A 22,602-nucleotide genomic window follows, 5' to 3' on the forward strand; every position below is an offset into this window, starting at 1 on the left:
GAAGACAACGCAATCTTCGACGGCTACCCGGCAGCCGGCATCGTCGGCATCCGCGAAGGCACGTCGAACCGCCGGCTCACGCTGCCGGCCGACGTCGGCGCCTATCCGGACGCGATCAGCGACGCGCTGGAAGCGCTGCGCCTCGCCGGCGTCGACGGCCCGTACTCGGTCGTGCTCGGTTCGGACGCATACACCGCGCTCAGCGAAGCGCGCGACCAGGGCTATCCGGTCCTCGGCCATATCAAACGCATCGTCAGCGGCGAGATCATCTGGGCGCCGGCGATCAGCGGCGGCTGCGTGCTGTCCACGCGCGGCGGCGATTACGAGCTGCACCTCGGGGAAGACGTGTCGATCGGCTACACGAGCCACACCGACAAGGGCGTCCGCCTGTACCTGCGCGAAACGTTCACGTTCCTGATGCTGACGAGCGAAGCATCGGTGGCCGTGGCGCCGCAGGGCAACGCGGCCGCCTGAGCGCGGTTGCCGGCGCGCGATGCCCGCCCGGGCGTCGCGCGCGACGCCCGCACCGCCGGCCGCGGGTTCGTCGCCGATCCAGCCCATCTTGCATGGAGGATGTCATGAGCGAATCGAATGACGCATTACAGGCGCTGCAGGCGTCCGTCGCTACCCTGAAGCAGACGGTCGACGCGAATGCGGGCAGCCAGGCCGGCGACACCGCCGTGCTGTTTACCGTCGTGTCGCTGATGCTGGCCGAGCTGCCGCCCGACACGCGCAACCTGATCGAGGATTCGTTCTCCGTCTGGGCCAATGGTCTGCAGAATGCGGCGCTGTCGGCCGACGTGAAGCAGATCGCCCGGCAACGGCTCGCGATGAATCTGTCGGACTGATCGCGGTTCACCACGGTTGCGCGATGTCCGGCGCGTACCGTGCAACCCGTCTTCGCCCTCGCCGCCCCCCCGGCACGCATCGGCTGCGGTGCGTGCGGAGCCGGCCGTAACCGCTTCGCGCCAGCCCCGCGCGTCGCGCACCGGCTTGCGTCGCGTCCTGCGTCCCGTCTCCCCCGTTTGCCGGCTGCCTGCGCCCTGCGCGCCGATGTCGCACCTCGCCCTGTTCGCGCGCCACCCCTTGCTGTCCCCTTCCATCGCAAGCCGTACGCGCCGCGCATGCCCGCGCCGCCGCGCGCGTGCGCGTCTGTACTCCTTGGCGCCGGATCGCACGCCCATGTGAGGGTGCAATTCACGGCCGGCCCGGCAGGGAACTGTGTCTTGGATGGCCCGCGCCGATTCGCTATTTTGAACGCAGTCGAAGCGATGCCGTGGGCTCCTCTCAGCGCTCGCGCCTCCCGCCCCGACCGCGACCGTACGCCACGCCGGCGCGCGCTGCGCGATCGCACCGGTGCGGCACGCGCGCCGCCGCGGTGTGTGCCGTGCGCGTCGTGCGGTCGCGATCCGGACGCGCGAGCGCCGCACCGCATCGGGCTTCACCCTTCGACCCACCTTCACCGACAGGAGCCAGACCACCATGCCCGCACTTTGCGATATCTGTCACGCCCGGCCGGCCGTCGCGCGCGCCACCGTGATGCAGGACGGCGAGCGCAAGACGATCTCGATCTGCGATTACCACTTCCGACAGCTGATGCGGCATCAGAGCATGCTGAATCCGTTCGATTCGCTGCTGGGCGGTGGCGGACCGTCGTCGCTGTTCGGCGGCCTCGGCGACGACTCGCCGCTCGCCGCGGAGATTCCGCGCGAATCGGTCGACCCGACCGACGCATTCAGCGAACAGACGCTCGAACTGCTGCAGCGCGCGGCCGAGAAGGCGCATGAACTGCGCCGCAGCGAGCTCGATTCCGAACACCTGCTGTACGCGCTCGCGGACACCGACGTGTGCGCCGCGCTGCTGAAGGAACTGAAGCTGTCGCCGGAGGACATCAAGTCGTACATCGACGCGCATGCGCACACCGGCACGGCCGACCCCGATGCGCCGCTCGACAAGCTGTCGATCTCGCCGCGCGTGAAGAAGGCCGTGCAGTACGCGTTCCAGGCGTCGCGCGATCTCGGCCACTCGTACATCGGCCCCGAACACCTGCTGATCGGGCTCGCATCGGTGCCGGACAGCGTCGCCGGCACGCTGCTGAAGAAATACGGCGTGACGCCCGAGGCGCTGCGCCAGAAGGTCGTGAAAGTGGTCGGCAAGGGCGCGGAGGACGGCCGCGTCGATGCGCCGACCGGCACGCCGAATCTCGACAAGTTCGGCCGCGACCTCACCGCGATCGCGCGCCAGGGCAAGCTCGATCCGGTGCTCGGCCGCGCGCAGGAAATCGAGAGCACGATCGAGGTGCTCGCGCGCCGCAAGAAGAACAACCCGGTGCTGATCGGCGAGCCAGGCGTCGGCAAGACGGCGATCGTCGAGGGCCTCGCGCAGCGGATCGTCAACGGCGACGTGCCCGAAGTGCTGCGCGACAAGCGGCTCGTCGAAGTCAACATCAACTCGATGGTGGCCGGCGCGAAGTATCGCGGCGAATTCGAGGAACGCGCGAAGCAGCTGATCGACGAGGTGACCGCGAAGCAGGACGAACTGATCCTGTTCATCGACGAGCTGCACACGATCGTCGGCGCGGGCCAGGGCGGCGGCGAAGGCGGCCTCGACATCGCGAACGTGCTGAAGCCCGCGCTCGCGCGCGGCGAACTGAGCCTGATCGGCGCGACGACGCTCAACGAATACCAGAAATACATCGAGAAGGACGCCGCGCTCGAACGCCGCTTCCAGCCCGTGTTCGTGCCGGAGCCGAGCGTCGAGCAGACGATCGTGATCCTGCGCGGGCTGCGCGACAGCCTCGAGGCGCACCACCAGGTGACGTTCGCCGACGACGCGTTCGTCGCGGCCGCCGAATTCGCCGACCGCTACATCACGTCGCGCTTCCTGCCCGACAAGGCGATTGACCTAATCGACCAGGCCGCCGCGCGCGTGCGGATCGGCGCGACCTCGCGCCCGGTCGACATTCAGGAAGGCGAAGCGCAGATCGCGCAACTGAAGCGCGAGCAGGACTACGCGACCTCGCGCAAGCGCTTCGACGAAGCGAAGCAGTTCGAAGAGCAGATCAATGCGAAGCGGAAGGCCGTGGACGAGATGATGGAGGCGTGGCAGCGCAAGACCGGCTCGGAGACGCTCGAGGTGACCGTCGAATCGGTGGCCGAGGTCGTGTCGCGGCTCACCGGCATCCCGGTGTCCGAACTCACGCAGGAAGAACGCCAGAAGCTGCTGAAGATGGAAGAGCAGTTGCGCGAGCGCGTGGTCGGCCAGAGCGATGCGGTGGTCGCCGTCAGCGATGCCGTGCGGCTGTCGCGCGCGGGGCTCGGCCAGACCCACCGGCCGATCGCGACGTTCCTGTTCCTCGGGCCGACGGGGGTCGGCAAGACCGAGCTCGCGAAGGCGCTGGCCGAGACCGTGTTCGGCGACGAGCAGGCGATCATCCGCATCGACATGTCCGAATACATGGAGCGCCACGCGGTCGCGCGGCTGATCGGCGCGCCGCCCGGCTACGTCGGCTACGACGAAGGCGGCCAGCTCACCGAGCGCGTGCGGCGCCGCCCGTACAGCGTGATCCTGCTCGACGAGATCGAGAAGGCGCATCCGGACGTCTACAACGTGCTGCTGCAGGTGTTCGACGACGGGCGTCTCACCGACGGCAAGGGTCGCGTGGTCGATTTCAGCAACACGATCATCATCGCGACCAGCAACCTCGGCGCGGCGATCATCATGGACAACCTCACGCAGCCGGAAGCCGCGCGCAAGACCGACAAGGCGATCCGCGAGGAACTGATGCAGGTGCTGAAAGGGCATTTCCGGCCCGAGTTCCTGAACCGGATCGACGAGGTGATCGTCTTCCACGCGCTGTCGAAGGACAACATCCGCTCGATCGTGCAGATCCAGCTCGATCGCGTGGTGCGTACCGCCGCCGCGCAGGACATCACGCTCGTGATGGGCAGCTCGCTCGTCGACCACCTGACCGAAGTCGGCTACCAGCCGGAATTCGGCGCGCGCGAGTTGAAACGCCAGATCCGCCAGACGATCGAGACGCGGCTCGCGAAGGAGATCCTCGCCGACCGGCTGAAATCGGGCGACAAGTGCGAGGTCGACTACGACAAGGACAGCGACGAAGTGAAGTTCAACACGCTCGCCGCGCCTGAAGCGAAGGATACGAAGGACGCGAAACCGGACGCCGACGGCAAGGCCAAACCCAACGGCAAGGGCGCCAAGGCAGCAGCAGACGCGAAGAAGGACGACACGCCCGCCGACGCTCCGCCGCCCGCGGCGAAGCCCGGCAAGAAGTCGTCCGGCGCGAAGAAGGACGCACACTAAAACAACGCTTGCCCTGCAACCCGGGGCACGCATGATCGGCTCCGTCCGCCGGACGGAGCCGCCCCACGCCGCGACACGGCGCAACCGAGCCACCCGCACCGGGCCCGGCTATTGGAGATTCACCATGACAAATCGACGCGAAGTGCCAGGCATCAGGAAATACGATGGGCCCGCCGGCGGTTGGGGCGCGCTTCGCGCGACAGCCGATGCGGTGCGCACGCAGATGGAAACCATCGAGGCGCCGATCGTGCTGATGCGGACCAACCAGCCCGACGGCTTCGACTGCCCCGGCTGCGCGTGGCCGGACAAGGAACACAAGTCGACGTTCCAGTTCTGCGAGAACGGCGCGAAGGCCGTCACGTGGGAAGCGACGACCAAGCGCGTGACGCCCGAGTTCTTCGCGGCGAACACCGTGTCGTCGCTGCTGCGCATGTCGGACTACGAACTGGAGAACATGGGCCGGCTCACGCATCCGCTCGTCTACGACCGCGCGACCGACACGTTCCGCGCGATCGAATGGGACGACGCCTTCGCGCGCATCGGCGAAGTGCTGCGCGCGCTGCCGCCCGAGCAGGTCGAGTTCTACACGTCGGGCCGCGCGTCGAACGAAGCCGCGTACCTGTATCAGTTGTTCGCGCGCGAGCTCGGCACCAACAACTTCCCGGATTGCTCGAACATGTGCCACGAGCCGACCAGCGTCGGCCTGCCGCAGTCGATCGGCATCGGCAAGGGCACCGTGTCGCTGGAGGATTTCGACCACTGCGAGCTGATCATCTCGATCGGCCACAATCCCGGCACGAACCATCCGCGGATGATGGGCACGCTGCACGAGTGCGCGCGCCGCAACGTGCCGATCATCGTGTTCAACCCGCTGCGCGAGCGCGCGCTCGAACGCTTTGCCGATCCGCAGGACATGATCGAGATGGCGTCGTTCGGCTCCACGCGGATCGCGTCGACGTACTACCAGGTGGACGCGGGCGGTGACGCGGCCGCGCTGAAGGGCATCATGAAGGCGCTGCTGAAGCTCGAAGCCGAGCAAGGCGGCGTGCTCGACCGCGACTTCATCGCGCAGCACACCAACGGCTTCGACGCGTTCTCGGCCGACCTCGAAGCCACGTCGTGGGACGACATCGAGCGCGCGAGCGGCCTGAGCCAGGAACAGCTCGAACAGGTCGCGCTCGCGTATGCGAAGTCGAACGCGACGATCGTCACGTACGGGATGGGCGTCACGCAGCACAACAAGGGCACGGCCACCGTACGCCTGATCGCCGACCTGCTGCTGATGCGCGGCAACATCGGCAAGCCCGGTGCCGGCGTGTGCCCGCTGCGCGGCCATTCGAACGTGCAGGGCAACCGCACGGTCGGCATCACCGAGAAGCCGTCGGCCGAATTCCTGAAGAAGATCGAGGACGTGTGCGGCTTCACGCCGCCCGCGCAGCACGGGCACGACACGGTGCAGGCCATGCAGGCGATGATCGACGGCACCGCGAAGGCGCTGCTGTGCCTCGGCGGCAACTTCGCGGTCGCGCTGCCTGATCCCGAGCTGTCGTTCCCCGCGATGGCGAAGCTCGACCTGAGCGTGCATCTCGGCACCAAGCTGAACCGCTCGCACCTGCTGGTCGGCAAGGAAACCTTCATCCTGCCGGTGCTCGGCCGCACCGAGCTCGACATGCAGGCCACCGGCCGGCAGTCGATCACCGTCGAGGATTCGATGTCGATGGTCCATGCGTCGGCCGGCAAGCTCAAGCCCGCGTCGGACCAGTTGCGCTCGGAGCCCGCGATCGTGGCCGGCATCGCGCATGCGACGCTGCCGAACAGCAAGGTCGCGTGGCTCGACCTGATCGCCGACTACGACCGCATCCGCGACCTGATCGACAAGACCGTATCCGGCTTCGAGGCCTTCAACGAGCGCATCCGCACGCCGGGCGGCTTCCGCCTGCCGCTGCCGCCCACCGAGCGCGTGTGGCCGACGCCGACCGGCAAGGCGATGTTCTCGGTCTACAAGGGCGTGAAGGAGGACGCGGACGTGCTCGGCGCCGAGCAGGTGCTGCGTTTGATCACGCTGCGCAGCCACGATCAGTACAACACGACGATCTACGGGCTCGACGATCGCTATCGCGGCGTGTTCGGCCGGCGTGACGTGCTGTTCATGAACGCAGCCGATCTCGAGAAGTACGGGCTCGAACACGGCGACCTCGTCGACATCGAGACGGTCACGGCGTCGGGCCGCACGCTGCGCCTCGAGAAGATCACCGCGATCGAGTACGACATCGCGCCGGGCTCGGTCGGCGCGTACTACCCGGAAGCGAACGTGCTCGTGCCGCTGGACTACATCGACAAGGAAAGCGGCACGCCGTCGTACAAGTCGGTGCCGGTGCGCGTCGCGCGCTCGGCGGTGGTGTGATCCACGGGCGGGCGGGGGTGCGGCACATGTCGCTCCTTCGGCCCGCCTGCTACCCTGCGCTTCGCGCTCGCGGCCGTCGCATCGTAACCGATGCGGCGGCCGTTTCATTTGATCGCGTCGGACGACGACGGGCTTATCGCGCCGCCCAGATGGAGCAGGTAACCGTCGCTGGCCGACTCACCACTGTGTCGACGCCCCCCGCAACGGTAGCCGTCTCAACTCAATGTCCGCCGTTGATTTCCGTATCCTCGAAAGCCAGATGCTCGAAATAGCTTCCGGTGAAGTCGACGTCGAGTCCCTTGAGGCCATGAGCTTCAACCGTGGTGCCGGTACAGTCCAGCACCTGCACCGAATGCCATGTGTTGCCGTCGAACCTGACGCCGTTCCACTTGCATCCGAGAAATTTCACACCGTTGAAAGTGCTGCCCTGAAAAGCGGCGTCATTGAAGCTACAATCCATGAATGTACATCCGGAAATCGCAATCTCTGCAAAATCGCAACCGGTAAACGTGCATGCCGAGAACCGGCAACCCGTCCAGCCGGCCTGCCGGAATGACGTTCCGGCGAAGCTGCTACCGCTGAAACTGCTATCGGCAAATTGCGCGAGACCCAGATCGAGGCCGGCATAGGCCGAGCTGTCTGCCTGACCAGACAGTCCTGCGGGTATACCGCCCGCGCCCTTGCGCCACTGATCGTGCTTGTAGATGATGTCAGCACTGCTCATCGGTCTGCGTCCCGGTGCGCGAGAGCAGCCGGATCGCGCTCATCCTTGCCCGAAGGCTGTTCACCGCCCTCGTCGTCGGAGGTTGCCGAACTCCGGCTGGCGAACCATGCGACCAGCCCACCCAACGCCAGTAACGGACCGAGAAACAGGAAATTCTCGATCGCGAAATCGCCTACATCGTGCGAACCGTAGCTACCTCCGCTGATCTGGGCCACGGCCCCCATTGTTGCAACCGCCCCCCAGGCAGCCAAGATCATCCCTCCGACACACACCGTCGCGGCAATCGTCGATTTGCGCATCTCTGCTCCGTCAAGCGTTCTCGGAAGGGTTGCCGAGGCTGACCTGAGGCAGCTTCGCAAATCCAAGGTGATTGGCTTCGTTCCACCACGTCCACGTCACGTCCGCCGGCGATACGTCCAGATGCATGACCCGTGGATCGGGAAACGCGTCACCTTGCAACACATAGGCCTGGCGATACCACTGATTGAACGTGGCCGCCCGAGGATGATCGTCCGCCACCACAGCCTGCCAAATACCGGTCACCGGGCACGTGCGGATGCCGCGACACCGGATAGCCGGGTCGGGAAATTCGGCGGCGCGCGCAATGCCCTGTGTCACACGCGGATGCGATTCCGCCGATTGCACGGGCATCGGAATCGCATCGCCGACATAGTGGAAGAAGATGCGACCGTCCTCGGGCATCAGGCCGGGGCGACTCCGATCGAACAGTTCATCATTCCGGTAATGCATCGGTACCTGAGCCGCATTCCATGCGAAGTGACGTTCGGCGCTCGGATACTTCAGCTGAGCGAGCCAGTAACCACCGACAGGAGCAGCCGTCGTTTCCGCCTGCGGAGGAACGGCAACCTGCGGCTTCTCCGGCAGCATGTAGCCATCAGGCACGTGCGCGCGCCCCGTACGCAGCGACACGGGGTGCGCCGCAGGTTTGACCGGCGATACCGGCACGGACGTCACCGCTTTCGCCGCGTCGATCAACGTCTCTTTGTTGCCATCCCACTTGGGCAGCTTGGCGGGCGGCAGCGGCACGACCTTGTCCAGATTCGGCAGACGCAGGTCGGGGTCGCGCTCGAGGCGGTCGGCAAGGACGCTGTAGCGTTCGGCGCGGGCACGATCCTTCACATTGCCGACGACGGGATCGCCATCGTCAAATGCACCGAAGAGATACGCCGCACTCTTGGCACTCCCGTATTTCACGCCTTCGTGCAGAACCTTGAGAGCTCGCACGTTGTCTTCGCCGAGCGATTTGTCGGAACCAACGAGCGTGGTTCCAAGAGCATACGCCGCGTCTCCGCTCCCTTGAGCGAATGCACATTCAAGCATTTTGAGGGCAACCTTCCGATTGCCCCAGAAACCGGACTTCGGGTCATCGTAGACAGCGTCAAGCTTGCTACCCAAATAAGCCATAGCGCTTGGGCTGCCTTTGTCCGCAGCAAGTTGCCAGAACGCGAACGCACGGCTGGGATCCTGCTTCACCCCGACCCCGTTCATGTGATAAGTCCCCATCAGATCGTAGGCCGCAGGAATACCCAATTTCATCGCCTGCTCAGTGATCTGCACGGCACGCTCACTGTTGCGATCGACACCCAGCCCCTGCGCATAGGCATTTGCCAGGTTCAGCATGGCTTTCCAGTGCTTGCGCTCGGCAGCCTTGCTCCACAGCGCGACGGCACCCGCATAATCGCGCTGGTTCGGCCACAGCAACGCACTCGTCTTTTCCATCGCCTGCTGATTCCAGCGATCGGCCTCCGGATCAACAGGCGGAACCACGGCAGCTTCATGCACGCACTCAAACGATTCGCGATGTGGATTGAAAGCGTCGAGCGACATATTTCGTGGAAGAGAATCGTTCATCGAGCAAGCCGTACATGCAAAAAACAGAGAAAGAGAAAGCGCGCCCGCCAGGCGCAAACACATAGAAGTTGTAGAACTCATCGAAACTCGCATGATTTGGTCGCGCATTAAGCCAGCCGAACGCTCGACGTACGCTCGTCTTGGAACGCCATTAGGAAACCCGACAGTTCCAGACCTCGCTTTCTTTGCATGGCATTGGAATCCATGAGCTTCTGCCACTTCATGAATGTTTCCTTGACGGCATCGGGGCTACCGTCGCTGCCATCATGTTTGCCGCCGGTATGAAGCTTCCAAACCCGCTTACGCAAATCGGTACTCTTGGCACGATCATCACTGCCCACATTGATCTCCGCATCAACCGCCATGCTCCGCAAATTCAAGTTGGCGCTACCCAGCGTGAAGAAACTATCGTCGATCAGCAACAGTTTGCTGTGGATATAGATTTCTCTGTACCGAGCCGCAATCGACTGCGCCGGCAGCGGCAGCATCGGCGCCAGATCCGGATCAGGCAATTCGCCCTTAGCTTGCTGCTTCTTCACATATTCATCCCAACCAGCCTGCTGCTTCGCCGTCTCGGTATTCAATTTGGAATTGCGCCAATTGCGATCAAAGGTCCACAGGCTACCCACTAGCGTGCGAATGCCCATTTGATCGAGCGATTTCGCAAGAGACGCTTTATCGCCAAGATCCTTGGCGCTTTGCGCCGCAGGCGAAAGCGGTACAGGGTAGCGATCGGGATCAATTCCCTCGCCACTCGCCTTCTGCCGTTTGACATAGGCATCCCAGTCCGCCTGCTGCTGTCGATTGCGGGCGAGCTCGTCCTCGACCGCCTTGTCCTGATTGGGCATGGAGGTACCGTGACCCAGAACCTTAACCGTATCGTAAGTACGGGGCACCATTTGTATCCGCTCAGGCGTCGGAATGACAACCATCACGTGCAGGTTCGGTATGTCCTTCGGCCCCCGTCCGGCTGCCTGGCTGCGCGAAAGGAACTCGGCTCGCCATTCCTTCAGCTTTTTCGGCCACTCCGTGTACTGAAAATACTGGTTCTCGACGTAGATATAGCTTCTTGCAAAGGACGTCGCCTGCTCATACAACGCCTTGACGGATTTGTCCTTTTCTTCGGGTTGGGTACGGACGATTTGCGCCCGCTGGCACGGCGTACCGAGATTCTGCGTCAAGCGCGCAGGAACCTTTTTGAAATCGTGCGTTCTCGACACGTTCGCGCCCTTGCCCTTGGCGCGATTCCATGCATCGGTGAAGTTCTTGCTCACCGCCACCAACGCTTCACCCCGAATACGGCTAGCGTAATCCTGGAAAGGCTTCAGACCCGGCTGAGCATCGTTTGCCCCTTCCCATGACTCACCGCGACGTGGATCACAGAAAAGGTGCTGCTGGGTGTCCCAATAGTCGGTCACACTGTTCAAACCCATTACATAGCCGACTGCGTGCGCACCGCCTTCGTACTCGTAGTCGATCAGAATGGTCTTCTGGTGATCCGTGGCCACTTTCTCCAAGCCCAGCACTTCCGTGAAATCGCGTTTGCCCGGCTCGCCCGCCAGACTTTCGTGAACCGCCTTGCTGTTGCCATCTCGGGTGCGCACCGACAGGTTGGGCAATCGCCCCGCAAACGCATCGTCGTACCACCGCGCATTGAAGTCCTCACGTCGCTCCTGAGGCGTCTGCGGTTGAGGTGACTTGTCGGTCGGCAAATAGATGCCACCTGCGGCGCCGACCATCATGGCCATCTTTTCTTCATAGTTCAAACGCCCGCTGCTGTGGCCCGGCATGTTGTTCGAACCGAGACTACCGATGAAGCCATACCACGAGAGCAAGCGAACTTGCACCGGCTTGCCGTTATTGAATTTCCCGGCCGCGACATCGCGCAGCAGCCCGCCCCAGGTATCTCCTCGCGGCCAGACCGTGCCCTTGCGGATCAGTTCCATCCCGGGGTCAAAGCCCCAGCAAATGATTTCGACACTATGCTTGGCCGCCTTCAAGTCGGCCGCAATCTGCGTAAACGCGTCCTCTCCGCAAATGAATACGTCGATATTGTTCTTTTCATACGGCGGCGCGTAGTAGTCCGCCTGCTTTTCCAGAAACCACTGCGCACTGGCGACCGCCTGACGCTTGTCGACATCGACCGGCGCCTTCGATTTGTTTTGAGTATTGGTATCGGACATCACGTTTCTCGTCGAAAACTGTAGCGAATCGCCGGTCAGCCCTGTGCGTGGCGCTGGCGCGATTCCGGATCGCCGTCGACTGCCCGCCATCCCTGCGCGGCCAGTTGATCATCGTCGCTCAACCCTCCCTCCATCACGGGCACCTCGATCTCGTGCCCGTTGTGCAGCTTGACCGTATAGGAAGACGTGCCCTTCTGGTGATTCGCAATGATCAGTTGACCATGCTCGTCGGTCACGCCGTCCGCAATCTTGGCCGCTCCCTTGTAAAGGGTGTACGGCTCGTAAGCAAGCGGCCGCCCGTCGTTGGGATGGGAACGGAGCACCACCGCGAGGCTGTCTTGTTGCTCCAGCTCCTTGAACGTCAGGGGGTCGGGCGCTTTCACAGGCTTGTTGTCCGGCCCGACGAGACTGTGCGACGCCGCGTGTTCGCGCCATACGCCGCTCGTGCCATGCACGACGCCACCGCCATTCCACTGGCTGTAGCTCGACCCGCCATTGATCGACGCTTCGTCGCTCGCCTGCGTATTGACCTTCGGCGAGCGGAACACGATCTCTTCGCCTGCCTCCAGGATGATGCGCTTGGCGGCCTTCACAACCACGTCCTCCTTGTGCGCCTCGATACGCAGCTTCCCGTCTGCCGTCACCAGCGTCATGCCCTTGGCCGCGAAAGCGCTCATCCAATCGCCGACGCGCATCAACAGACGACGTCCCACGCTGATCTGCGTGTTGCCGGCACTCACCGCATCGATGTTGGTCTGTGCCCCGAGCACCATCGCGTCCTGGCTAACCACGGTCACGCCGGCCGGCCCCTCGATTGCCACCATCGGCGCACCGCCGGAGCCGCCGCCACCTTGATCAACGTTGCTGCCAGCATCCCAGCCTTTGATCTGCGAGGTGATCTTCTCGATGCGTGCGAGGTCGGTGTTGTCGGCGTCGTTCGCGGCGGACGCATCACCGAGGTTTCGTACCAGTTCCTGCAATTGTTCGATCAACGTCTGCAATGCCGTGCGTTCGAGCATCTTGCCTTCGGCACGCCCCTGCTGCTGCGCGGTCACGTAGACGCCCTTCGCGGCACGAATGACCGCCTGGGCATCGGTTCTGGCCTCCAAACCGTCACCGCGAGGCGCTCCCTTGCCATCGTTTCGAGGCTCCGTAAGGTAGCCCAGGTTCAGCTGGGTATAGGTATGTTCGCTAGCAAGCTGACTGCTGATCTGGCCAGGTGTATCGTCGAAACGCAACTGGTTGTAGCGATCCGCCTTGACCTCCTTGGTCTTGATGCCGGAAAGATATCGATTGCCCGGAAGCGAACCGGTATGGCTGAACGTGGTCGGCATGTTGGGACCGCCGTGCAGCACCCCGGTCACGACCATCTTGTCGGGGTCGCCGTGCAAATGGTCGATCAGCACTTCCATTCCCGCGCGCGGCAGCATGTCCATGCCGTAGTTCGGCCCGGCCCAGGGGCTGACCCATCTCACCCACGCGCTGTCCCGCTCGGTTCCGCTGGTGCCGGCACCTTGCGCATGGGCATGATCGTCGGCGCGCAAACCGAGAATCTGCACCTTGATGCGCCCCAATTCGTCGCAATGCACTTCCTCGCCGTCCTGTCCAACCACTTTCGCGGTAAACGGATGCACGGGCGGCAAATCGACGCGCGGATCGTAGGCAGGTGTCAGCGGCACACCGCGGCGCACGCAAACGAATGTGTTCTCGTAGCGAACCCCGGCCCCCTCTTCGACCGGCAACGCGTCGAAACTCCAGCGACTCGCGGCAAACAGCACTTGGGCCCGCTCGTCGAGCGCCTTCGAAAAATTGTTGGTCGCCCGGTGGTGCAAGCTGGTAACGACGAACTGCCGCTGCTCCTCGGGCCGGGTATCGACCTCCGGATGCCCAGCCAGCGTGAACCAGAAGCCCGGCGAGACATCCCGGACATCGCTCGACGCATGCACGCATTCGGCGCGATGCTCATGTGCCAGAATCCGAGCCTTCGCCAAACGCTCGTGGTCGGCATCCGAGTCCGCCGCATGCGGAACGTCGATGACCGAGTCGGCCAGCAGCTTCGCAAGATCGTTGCCCGCCTCGCCCTGATCGACGATCGTCTCCTGCTCAGACTGCGCGATCCTGCCGGTCTTGTAATCCCAACTGGCACGCCGCACACTTCCGGGCGTCAACGCACGGGCCGCGGACCATAGCGTGACCGAGTCACGCTCCCGCGACTGCGTACCCCGGTGGTAAGGCACATGGCCTGCCGCCGCCTGTGGCAGCTTCGTCGGATCGTCGCAGAACACGAGCGTATGGACCGGCGTGTCGGCGGCCGCACCATCATGCTTGCCAGCCCGGGTGTACCAGAAAATACCGTCGCGTCGACACAGCCGTCGAATGAAGGCCGCATCCGATTCACCCGCCTGGCGCGTCTGCTCGCGCTTTGGATACTGGTTGCGATCCAGCACGAGTTCGAAATCGAAAGCCTGCGCCAACGCGGAACTGCGTTGCTGCCATTCGTGCAGCAGTGTCTCCAGAATGTCCGGAACACTCATCGAACGGAACGTTCTGCTGTTGATCCGCTGATCGAGAATACTCAGCGCATCTCTCAATGTCAGTTGTACGCACGTGAGGGAGCCGTCCGATTGACCGGCGCGGACATCTGTGATGATCCCATTGATCGGATATGGCTTGCCTCGATCCGTCATCAGTTGCACCGAAAGCGGCAACCCCAGAAAGACGGAGAGCGGCAGATCCGGGCGTGACGACAGGCAGGTCAGGTGCCCTTCGATGCCGACACAGAGACCTTCCGTCAAATCGATGCTCTGTGGCACCAGGACATGCGCCAGCGCATCCTGATGACGGCCCCAATGAAACCGGATCGCACGATTGTTCTGATCGAGCGCGCCAACGAAGGCGCGCAGCATTTCGGTCACGTTCACTTGTCAATGGGCATTCGGCAACGGCGCTCTCAGACCGCCAAGCCACCTGCGCTTAATTATTTGGTCACCGATTTTAAGTGCAACGTTCACACAAAAACAATCGCGCCGTGCTAGTTAGCGCGATGGAAGGTGCAACGAATGCTCGATGTGTTGCCGGCCGATCCGTCCCCTTCAATAAAATAAATACCAATCCATTGATTTTATTAACTTTTAATGTTCTTTCGGATGATTGACGGCAAACGCCGTCATATCTCAACGCACAGCGCCTAGGCCATTGCCGGACAATTCTTTACGGTTCGCGGCCAGCCTAGCTGATAGCATGCGTGTCGCATGACCGATCCACCGGGATCGTCGCGCGCCGGGCTGACACACATACCGACTGCAGTCAAACGGCGAACCACGGACTTATGTCCCATTTCCCCGCAACACCCCGGCTCGCCCCCGCGCGACCCGTTGCAGTAACCGTTGGAGTGGCGCACCCCGCGCCTGCAAGCATGAAGAAATCGAAGCAGCCCACCCGTCCCCCACGCGACAAAGACCGCACGCCGCTCGTACGCGCCGGCGCGTGGCTGCTGATGGCCGGCCTGCTGTATTTGCTGTGGCCGTCCGCCGAAACCGCCTACCTCGCGATGGAGTCGGTGATCCGCTGACGCGCGCGGCCAACCGCACACTACGCTATACTGCCGCGATGGAAACCCAACCTGCCTCGCCGATCGTGCATTGCTGGTGGCGCGCCTGACCCAGGCGGCCCGTTTCCTTTGCATGTCCCAAACGTGATGCCGCCAGCCATGGCGGCATTTGCGTTTCTGCGCTGACGTCATGGCTGGCGGCTTCGACAACCCGGAGCCAACGACGACCATGACGCAACCCACCCGCCCGATCATCCTCACCGGCGACCGCACGACCGGCCCGCTGCATCTCGGCCACTACATCGGCTCGCTGCGCGCACGCGTGCAGATACAGCACGAGGCGACGCAATTCCTGCTGCTCGCCGATACGCAGGCGCTGACCGACAACATGGGCCGCCGCCAGCGCGTCACCGAAAACGTGATCGAGGTCGCGCTCGACTATCTCGCCGTCGGCATCGATCCGGCGATCTCGACGATCGTCGTACAGTCGCAGGTGCCCGAGCTTGCCGAACTGTCGCAATACCTGCTCAACCTCGTCACGGTCGCGCGCCTCGAACGCAATCCGACCATCAAGGAAGAAATCCGCCTGCGCGGGTTCGAACGCGACATCCCGGCCGGCTTCCTGACCTACCCGGTGAGCCAGGCGGCCGACATCACCGCGTTCAAGGCGACCCACGTGCCGGTCGGCGACGATCAGTTGCCGATGATCGAGCAGACCAACGAACTTGTGCGCCGCTTCAACGCGACCGTCGAGCAGCCGGTGCTGGTCGAGTGCGAGGCCGTGCTGTCGGCGGTCACGCGGCTGCCGGGGATCGACGGCAAGGCGAAGATGAGCAAGTCGCTCGGCAACGCGATCACGCTCGGCTCGACACCGGACGAGATCGCGCAGGCCGTGAAGGACATGTACACCGACCCGAACCACCTGCGCGTGAGCGACCCGGGCCAGATCGAGGGCAACGTCGTGTTCACGTTCCTCGATGCGTTCGAGCCGGACGTGGCGAAGGTCGACGAGCTGAAGGCGCACTATCGCCGCGGCGGCCTCGGCGACAGCGTCGTCAAGCGCGTGCTGAACGAGCGGCTGCAGGCACTGATCGAGCCGATCCGTACGCGCCGTCGCGAGTTCGAGGCCGACAAGGCCGAAGTGATGGCGATCCTGAAACGCGGCACGCTGCATGCACGGGAAGTGGCGGGGGCGACGCTCGCGGAGGTGAAGGGGGCGATGGGGTTGACGTATTTCGATTGAGCGGCGATGCCGGCGTGCATTGCACCCACCGCGCCATGCACGCCCGACATGAACATCGACAGGGAGCGTAACCGGCAACGATTCGAACACCTTCCGTCGCGGGCATTCCGTCGAAGCAAAAGATCGGCTGCGCGATGCTGCAATCGGCCCGGATCAAGGGAAGCAAAGCGACGCGGTGTATCGCATCATGCAAGCCGTCGCGCGACGCGACGCTCGACGGCCGTGCCGGCCCACGTCGCCATTTCGACAAGCAACAGGTAGCACACGGATAGTGCGAGCAATGTCTCGACGAACGCGAAGCTCGCCGAGCCGATACCGGTCAGCACGAATGTCAGTTCCGGTACGGTGACGATCGACAGGACGGCGGTTTCCTTGCTCAGCACGATGGCCAGATTGGTGAGCGCCGGCAGGATCAGCACCATCATCTGCGGCAATTGCACGCGAAAGGTCGTTTGCCAGCGGCTCAGGCCGAGACAGGATGCCGCTTCGACATGCCCCTGCGGCACGGCTGAAAATCCGGAACGAAATGCCTCGGTGAAATAGGCACCCGCATAGAGCGCAAGGCCGACCACACCTGCCGTCAACGGACCGAACGTCAATCCGAATGCGGGGCCGCCGTAGTACAGCAGAAAGAGCTGCACGAGAAACGGCGTGCCGCGGAACAGCTCCACATAGACGCGAATCGCCGCGCGTACGAAGCGGCCGCCCGCCTGCTGCGCAAGCGCCGCACCGAAACCGATCGCCGCCCCGGCGAGCGTACTCGCCGCCCAGGTCGCCACGGTCATCGCGAGACCCGCGCCGATCTCCGGCAAGTTGTTCACGAGTACATCGGGATGGAAAGTCAGCATGAGGGTCTCCGGCAAGTCACTGACGCGTCATGCCGCGCGCAGGCGTCGCTCCGCGCCATGCGCGATCAATGCCAGCGAACCGCAGAGCAGAAAATAGATCATCCCGGCCGCAACATAAGCCTCGAGCGGCTGATACGTGCTGGCGGCGATGTTCTGCGCGGTTCGCGTGATCTCCGCCACCCCGACCACGGAGACGAGCGACGACGCCTTGATCAGCAGCACCATTTCGTTGACGAGCGAGGGCAGAGTCATCCGCACGGCCTGCGGCACCTGGATCCTCCACAGACGATCTGTTGCCGAGAACCCGAGCATCGTCGCCGCCTCGAGCTGGCCCTTCGGGAGATTCGCGAATCCGCCACGGAGAATTTCGGCGATATACGCGGCAGAGCACAGCGACACGGCACTGACGGCCGCCATCACGGGCGGCACATTGAGGCCCACGAACGGCAGGAAGTAGTAGACGAGCAGCAGTTGCACGAGCAGCGGCACCCCGCGAAACACCCGGACATACGCACCGGCAGCGGTACGAATCGCAACGTGCGGTGCAAGCCGTCCGCAGCAGACCACGAGGCCGATGCAGAAGCCAAGCACCAGCCCGGCTGCGGAGACTTCGAGCGTCATCAGCGCCGCGTGGAACAGCAACGGCAGGCCGTCGATGAAGGTGTTCAGGCTGAACATGGCAGGTTGCCCGGTAGGGTTGCCCGGCGGTAGCGTATCGATGCTGCTGCCCGGACGTGGCACTCAATAGTTCGGCGTGGGCATCTCGGCCGGCATTGCGGTCGCGACGCCGAGCCATTTGTGCTGCAGTGTCGCAAGCGTGCCGTTCTTGTTCAACGCGACGAGCGCCGCGTTGAACGCATTGGCCAGCGACGCGCTGTCCGCATCCTTGCGCAGCGCATAGGCGAAGTAGACTTTTGCGCCGAACGCGGGTTGCACCACCGAGAACACCGCCGGGCGCTGCTTCGCGACATACGCGATGTTGGTCAGCGAGTTGGCGACGGCGACGATGCGCCCGGTTGCGAGGTCTGCATACGCCTGGTTGTTGTCGACGTATTCGCGGATCGTCGGCGGCTTCGGCAGCGTCGCCGCGTAGCTCTTCAACTGCTCGAGCTGCGCGCTGCCCTTGCCTGCGCCAACCACTTTACCCGCGATATCGGCAGAGGTCTTGAGACTGCCGTCGCCGGTTCGCTTCAGCAATGCATCGGTGGCTTCCGCGATCGGCAACGAGAACGCATAGCGCTCCATGCGCGCCTTCGTGACGGTCAGCGGCCCCGCGACCATGTCGAACTTGCCCGCGTCGAGCCCGGGCAGCACGCTTTCCCACGGCAGATCGATGAAGCGTACTTTCACGCCGATGATCTGGCCCACGGCCGCGAACAGCGCCTTGTTGAAGCCGGCCTGCTGGCCGTTTTCGAGGAAATCGAACGGCGCGAACTGCATTTCGGTCCCCACCACCAGCTCGCCGTGCTGCTTGACGCGATCGAGCAGGCTCTCGGCATGTGCGGCCACGCTGGCTGCCGCGAGGATCAATGCCACGAACAGCGAAGTACAGGACTTGGATCGTTTCATCTGACGTGTTCCGTTCGAATCGAAAAGTGACTGGATGACCGGATTGACGCCTGCCCGGTCATCGCCCGGCGCATCCGCCGTCAACGCAATTTATGCGGTCAATTTATCGCCAGAAATATTGTTTTCCGATCCACCGAAAAGCTTTTCCCTATGCACGCTGTTTTCAACGACGCTGCGCCGCCTCGCGGTGTCGGCGACGCGGATCGCACATGCCGTCAATCGTCTGCCGATTCATTGCGTGGTGAACGGCTTGCACGGTTTTGTCGCGCCATGCACCAGCGCGACTCATCCCTTTGATCACACGGTGCACGAACAGAAGCGTCCAGCCGCCCCTCGAACGCCCGCCCCAATGCGCATGGAAAAAAATGATGCAGATTTTCGATAACCCTCTTTTTGACTATGCAAAATGGCAGCGCGCCTCGCGTTGCGAGCCGTTTCCGATCCGATACTTTGCGAGCCACGCTTCATGGAAAACATTGCGTTGCGCTATTCGTTGCGCCAATTGCGCTACTTCGTGGTCACCGCGGAAACCCTGTCGTTTACCGCCGCCGCACGCCAGTTGCACATCTCCCAGCCGTCGATCTCCACATCGATAGGCGAACTGGAATCTTCATTCGGCATTCAGCTCTTTATCCGCCATCGTGCGAGCGGTGTGTCGTTGACGCCCGCGGGACGCGACGTGCTCGGTCAGGTTCGCAACCTGCTGAAGAACGCGGAAGAACTGCAGACGATGGCACGCGAGATGGATGGCGGCATGTCGGGCACGATCGCGCTGGGCTGCCTCGTCTCGCTGGCGCCGCCGTTGATGCCGGCATTGATGAGCCGCTTCGTTTCCGAGCACAGCGGTATCGGCTTCCGCACGATGGAGGCAAACCAGGACGACCTGCTGTCGGCACTGAGCAACGGCACGCTGGACATGGCGCTCACTTATAGCCTCGATATTGCCGACGACATTTCGTTCACGCCGCTCGTCACGCTGCCGCCGTATGCCATTCTGCCGCTCGAACACAAGCTCGCGCGCAGCAAGAAAGTCGCCCTCGCCGATTTGCTCAACGAACCGTATGTTCTGCTCGACCTGCCGCACAGTCGCGAGTACTTTGCCGGATTGTTCGATCCGCTTGGCCGCCGCCCGTCGCCGACGTTCCGTTCCTCGCAGCCGGAAGTCGTGCGCGGCATGGTGGCCAACGGCCTCGGCTACAGCATCCTGAACTTCCCGCTTCGTTCGACCCGCACCGTCGATGGTGCGACTTTCGCGGTCCGTCCGTTTCGCGACGAGGTCGCGGCGATCACCCTCGGCATCGCGATGTCGCGCAGCATGAAACCCCGCCAGCTCGTCACGCGCTTCGCGCAATTCTGCGAAACCTACATCCCTCAGGTGCACGTCCAGGCAACGCCGACTGCATAGGGAAAAACTTCTTGTTGCATCCGAAAAGAATATTTCGACTCTTTATTGGACTTGTTAAATTGGTCTTCAATGTGATCGGTTTCAACGTTTCCAGGAGGCACGATGCGTTCCATCCCTACGGCAGCGCGGTCTATCGACGTGATCGTCCGCGACCTGAAAACCAATTGTGAACGCGACTTCGGCGACGCTCGTGCGATGCCACCGGGAGTCTACACATCACCCGAATTCCTCGAGCGGGAACAGCAAACCCTCTTTCGCAACGAATGGCTGTGCATGGGCCGCGCGAGCGCACTGCCGAATCCGGGCGACTACCTGACCGCGGAGATCGCCGGCCAGCCGATTATCGTGATCCGCCGCGACGACGGCACACTGCGTGCAATGTCGAACGTATGCCTGCACCGCATGTCCACCCTGCTCGAAGGCCGGGGCAATGTGCGCCGGATCGTTTGTCCGTATCACGCGTGGAATTACTCGCTGGACGGCGATCTGCGCGCTGCACCGATGATGGACAGGCAGGACGGTTTCTGTAAGGACAGCTACAAGCTTCCGCAGGTTCGCTGCGAGATCTGGCAGGGCTGGGTCTACGTCACGCTCAATGAGGAGGCGTCACCTGTCGCCGCCCGATTGAAGGAGCTCGACGAATTGATCGTCAATTACGACATGGCGTCGTATGTCGAGACCTTCCACGAAGAACACGTGTGGGACACCAACTGGAAGATCCTCGCGGAAAATTTCATGGAGAGCTATCACCTGCCGATGCTGCATCGCGCGACGGTGGGCCCGCATTCGAGGCTCGACGAGATGGAGTGCCCGCCCGGACTTCCTGCATTCAACTATCACTGGATCACGAAAGAGGCCTCGCTGCCGATCGGCAATGCGCATCCGGACAATACCCGCCTGCAAGGCCAATGGCGCAAGACGACAGCGCTCCTCGCGATCTACCCGACCCATCTCGTCACGCTGACGCCGGGCTATTTCTGGTATCTCGTGCTTCAGCCGCTGGGCGTGGATCGCGTGCATATCCGCTTCGGCGGCGGCCTGTCGCCGGAATTCATCGACGACCCGAAGGCAGCCGAATACATGGCGGCGCTGAAGAAGCTGCTCGACGAAGTCAATCTCGAAGACCGGCGCGGCGTCGAGGCCGTGTTCCGCGGCGTGCATGCCCCGCTTGCGAAGCCCGGTCACCTGAGTCATCTGGAACGGCCGAACTACGACTTCGCGCGCTATCTGGCGTCGCACGTCGCCGTCTGAAGCCGCACGCAAACGACTCGCCACCCACGTCACCTCATTGAAGCTCACGATGACCAGTCAACCCTACATTTCGTTCGTCGGCGTCAGCAAGTCCTACGACGGCCGGCATGCGGTTGTCGACGGTCTCGATCTCGACATCGCCCGGGGTGAATTCGTCTCGCTGCTGGGACCGTCCGGCTCCGGCAAGACCACCACGCTGATGATGCTCGCCGGTTTCGAGACCCCGACCGACGGCACCATCCTGCTCGACGGTCATCGCCTCGATGACAAGCCGCCGCACCAGCGCGACATCGGCATGGTGTTCCAGAACTACGCGCTGTTCCCGCACCTGACGATCGCCGAGAACGTCGCGTTTCCGCTATCGGTGCGCAAGACCGCTCGCGAGGAGCGCAAACAGCGCGTGCAACGCGCGCTCGACATGGTGGAGTTGTCGCATCTCGCATCGCGACGTCCCGCGCAGTTGTCGGGCGGCCAGCAGCAGCGCGTTGCGCTGGCCCGCGCCCTGGTATTCGAGCCTCGCGTGGTGCTGATGGACGAACCGCTCGGCGCGCTCGACAAACGGCTCCGCGAAACGATGCAGTACGAAATCATGCGGCTGCATCGCGATCTGTCGCTCACGATCGTCTATGTGACGCACGATCAGAACGAAGCGCTGACCATGTCGAATCGCGTCGCCGTGTTCTCCGACGGACGCATCCAGCAGGCCGCGACGCCGACCGAGCTGTACGAAAACGCGCAGAACGCCTTCGTCGCGAACTTCGTCGGCGAGAACAACGGTCTCGCCGGGCGCGTCAGCGCGCTCGATGGCGAATGGGCCGTGCTTCAGCTTCGTGGCGGTATCACGATCCGCGGTCGCCGCGGCAACCAGGTCGAGGCAGGCGACGACGCCACGCTCGCGCTGCGCCCCGAGCGCGCGCAGGTCCTCGGTATCGCCGAAACCGCGAACGTGCCGGCGGGATCGAACGCACTCGCCGCGACCGTGCGCGACATCGTGTATTGCGGCGATCATCATCGCGTGCAGCTGCAACTCGACAGCGGCGACACGATGGTCGTCAAGGTCCCCAACACGCGCCTCGTCGCGCTGCCGCCGATCGGCGCAACCGCGACGATCGTATGGCGCCCGGACGACTGCAAGGTGCTGTCGCCATCCGCCATCCCCCGCGTCGCAAGCTCCGCCGTTCGCTTACCCATCCCGCCTGTTGCCGTGCCCATCGCCTCTGGAGCCTGATA

Annotated in this window: 18 protein-coding genes; 10 read left to right on the forward strand and 8 right to left on the reverse strand. The window is 63.4% G+C overall.

What is annotated here, in order from left to right; genetic code table 11:
• The 4 genes from H3O04_RS10255 to H3O04_RS10270 all read left to right on the forward strand — a co-directional run.
• Positions 1-474: family 1 encapsulin nanocompartment shell protein (locus tag H3O04_RS10255; RefSeq protein ID WP_202587620.1), on the forward strand; the 474-nt coding region annotated here is incomplete at its 5' end.
• Between the two features lie 104 nt (positions 475-578).
• A complete protein-coding gene (locus H3O04_RS10260) occupies positions 579-848 on the forward strand; it encodes a hypothetical protein (RefSeq protein ID WP_027812234.1) in 270 nt (89 codons plus the stop codon).
• A 634-nt stretch (positions 849-1,482) separates the two neighbouring features.
• Positions 1,483-4,323, forward strand: a complete 2,841-nt coding sequence (locus H3O04_RS10265; RefSeq protein ID WP_202587621.1) for an ATP-dependent Clp protease ATP-binding subunit — start codon at positions 1,483-1,485, stop codon at positions 4,321-4,323.
• 124 nt (positions 4,324-4,447) lie between these two features.
• Complete coding sequence (locus H3O04_RS10270) at positions 4,448-6,727, forward strand: FdhF/YdeP family oxidoreductase (protein WP_202587622.1); 2,280 nt, start codon at positions 4,448-4,450, stop codon at positions 6,725-6,727.
• A 220-nt stretch (positions 6,728-6,947) separates the two neighbouring features.
• Here H3O04_RS10270 and H3O04_RS10275 read toward each other — a convergent pair whose 3' ends face one another.
• From H3O04_RS10275 to H3O04_RS10295, 5 genes are all read right to left on the reverse strand, one after another.
• Complete coding sequence (locus H3O04_RS10275) at positions 6,948-7,451, reverse strand: pentapeptide repeat-containing protein (protein WP_202587623.1); 504 nt, start codon at positions 7,449-7,451, stop codon at positions 6,948-6,950.
• Positions 7,448-7,750, reverse strand: a complete 303-nt coding sequence (locus H3O04_RS10280) for a hypothetical protein (RefSeq protein WP_062885687.1) — start codon at positions 7,748-7,750, stop codon at positions 7,448-7,450. Before H3O04_RS10280 ends, H3O04_RS10275 begins: the two co-directional genes overlap by 4 nt.
• A 10-nt stretch (positions 7,751-7,760) precedes the next feature.
• Positions 7,761-9,323 carry a tetratricopeptide repeat protein gene (locus H3O04_RS10285; protein ID WP_202587624.1) on the reverse strand — a complete coding sequence of 521 codons (1,563 nt, stop codon included), beginning with the start codon at positions 9,321-9,323 and terminating at the stop codon, positions 7,761-7,763.
• Between the two features lie 107 nt (positions 9,324-9,430).
• A complete protein-coding gene (locus tag H3O04_RS10290) occupies positions 9,431-11,506 on the reverse strand; it encodes a phospholipase D-like domain-containing protein (RefSeq protein WP_202587625.1) in 2,076 nt (691 codons plus the stop codon).
• A gap of 35 nt (positions 11,507-11,541) precedes the next feature.
• Complete coding sequence (locus H3O04_RS10295) at positions 11,542-14,412, reverse strand: type VI secretion system Vgr family protein (protein WP_202587641.1); 2,871 nt, start codon at positions 14,410-14,412, stop codon at positions 11,542-11,544.
• A 509-nt stretch (positions 14,413-14,921) separates the two neighbouring features.
• Between H3O04_RS10295 and H3O04_RS10300 the strand changes: the two genes are divergently transcribed.
• Complete coding sequence (locus H3O04_RS10300) at positions 14,922-15,077, forward strand: hypothetical protein (protein ID WP_006481299.1); 156 nt, start codon at positions 14,922-14,924, stop codon at positions 15,075-15,077.
• Between the two features lie 208 nt (positions 15,078-15,285).
• Positions 15,286-16,299 (forward strand): tryptophan--tRNA ligase, encoded by a 1,014-nt coding sequence (trpS, locus tag H3O04_RS10305; RefSeq protein ID WP_202587626.1) that lies wholly within the window; start codon positions 15,286-15,288, stop codon positions 16,297-16,299.
• 185 nt (positions 16,300-16,484) lie between these two features.
• Here trpS and H3O04_RS10310 read toward each other — a convergent pair whose 3' ends face one another.
• From H3O04_RS10310 to H3O04_RS10320, 3 genes are all read right to left on the reverse strand, one after another.
• Positions 16,485-17,147 carry an amino acid ABC transporter permease gene (locus tag H3O04_RS10310; protein WP_027812231.1) on the reverse strand — a complete coding sequence of 221 codons (663 nt, stop codon included), beginning with the start codon at positions 17,145-17,147 and terminating at the stop codon, positions 16,485-16,487.
• A 27-nt stretch (positions 17,148-17,174) separates the two neighbouring features.
• Positions 17,175-17,825 carry an amino acid ABC transporter permease gene (locus tag H3O04_RS10315; protein ID WP_034175498.1) on the reverse strand — a complete coding sequence of 217 codons (651 nt, stop codon included), beginning with the start codon at positions 17,823-17,825 and terminating at the stop codon, positions 17,175-17,177.
• Between the two features lie 63 nt (positions 17,826-17,888).
• Positions 17,889-18,716: a transporter substrate-binding domain-containing protein gene (locus tag H3O04_RS10320; RefSeq protein WP_006481303.1), complete on the reverse strand. Its 828-nt coding sequence runs from the start codon at positions 18,714-18,716 to the stop codon at positions 17,889-17,891.
• 34 nt (positions 18,717-18,750) lie between these two features.
• Here H3O04_RS10320 and H3O04_RS10325 point away from each other — a divergent pair, with 34 nt between their 5' ends.
• From H3O04_RS10325 to H3O04_RS10340, 4 genes are all read left to right on the forward strand, one after another.
• Positions 18,751-19,101 carry a hypothetical protein gene (locus H3O04_RS10325; RefSeq protein ID WP_202587627.1) on the forward strand — a complete coding sequence of 117 codons (351 nt, stop codon included), beginning with the start codon at positions 18,751-18,753 and terminating at the stop codon, positions 19,099-19,101.
• An 81-nt stretch (positions 19,102-19,182) separates the two neighbouring features.
• Positions 19,183-20,121 (forward strand): LysR family transcriptional regulator, encoded by a 939-nt coding sequence (locus H3O04_RS10330; RefSeq protein ID WP_027812229.1) that lies wholly within the window; start codon positions 19,183-19,185, stop codon positions 20,119-20,121.
• Positions 20,122-20,223: 102 nt separating this feature from the next.
• A complete protein-coding gene (locus H3O04_RS10335) occupies positions 20,224-21,372 on the forward strand; it encodes an SRPBCC family protein (RefSeq protein ID WP_202587628.1) in 1,149 nt (382 codons plus the stop codon).
• A 49-nt stretch (positions 21,373-21,421) separates the two neighbouring features.
• Positions 21,422-22,600 (forward strand): ABC transporter ATP-binding protein, encoded by a 1,179-nt coding sequence (locus tag H3O04_RS10340; RefSeq protein WP_027812227.1) that lies wholly within the window; start codon positions 21,422-21,424, stop codon positions 22,598-22,600.
• Positions 22,601-22,602 lie beyond the last annotated feature (2 nt).

Origin of the sequence: Burkholderia sp. KCJ3K979, assembly GCF_016759955.1 — a bacterium.
GTDB lineage: Bacteria > Pseudomonadota > Gammaproteobacteria > Burkholderiales > Burkholderiaceae > Burkholderia > Burkholderia orbicola.